1 protein-coding gene is annotated in these 575 nt (G+C 56.9%); it reads right to left on the reverse strand.

Annotation, left to right across the window (positions count from 1 at the left end):
* Positions 1 to 575, reverse strand: a 575-nt coding sequence (locus EXE42_RS18890) for a hypothetical protein (protein ID WP_158293763.1), incomplete at its 5' end; no start/stop codon positions are given.

Here is a 575-nt window from a genome sequence, read left to right on the forward strand (position 1 = left end):
TTATACCGAGTACTCTGGGTCGAATTCGGCGTGGGTCTGCTTGTACTCTTGGAGAAGATCGCCCACCCCGGTTATGGCAGACTCCATCTCGATGATCGGGTTCTTCCGCATCTCGTGGAGCCCGACCTTCGCCTTCAATTCGCTGGTGTTTGTCCGATTTGAGCCCTCAGCGTCACGGTACTCCCAGTCTCCGTGATCCATGCTCGCACACAGGACCTGTGTGATCTCAATTGGTGGCATGTCGTCCGGCGAAGGGGCATCGTCCGTTGGGGATTCGCTCCGTGCGTTTATTCGATAGTGGATTCCAAGGAGCCACCCCTCAACATTGTGGTGCGCGTAGAACGTGTTGCCCATCGAGGCTTTGACTTCCAGGCCCGGACCGTTGTCAGAGTCTTTGACGGCGTAATCGTCTGGCCATTCGTGGTCAGTCCCGTCGTATAGCAAGTCTGGGTACCCATCGTCGAGTCGGTTGAGCACGAAGTCCGGTGATTCCTCTCTAAATCGGGTCGTCAGGCGGTGGCTGACGAATCCACCAATCGCGTTGTTCGCTCGGAACTGCTCGTGGAACCGTCCGT

The organism is Halorubrum sp. SP3 (assembly GCF_005435195.1).
GTDB classification, from domain to species: domain Archaea; phylum Halobacteriota; class Halobacteria; order Halobacteriales; family Haloferacaceae; genus Halorubrum; species Halorubrum sodomense.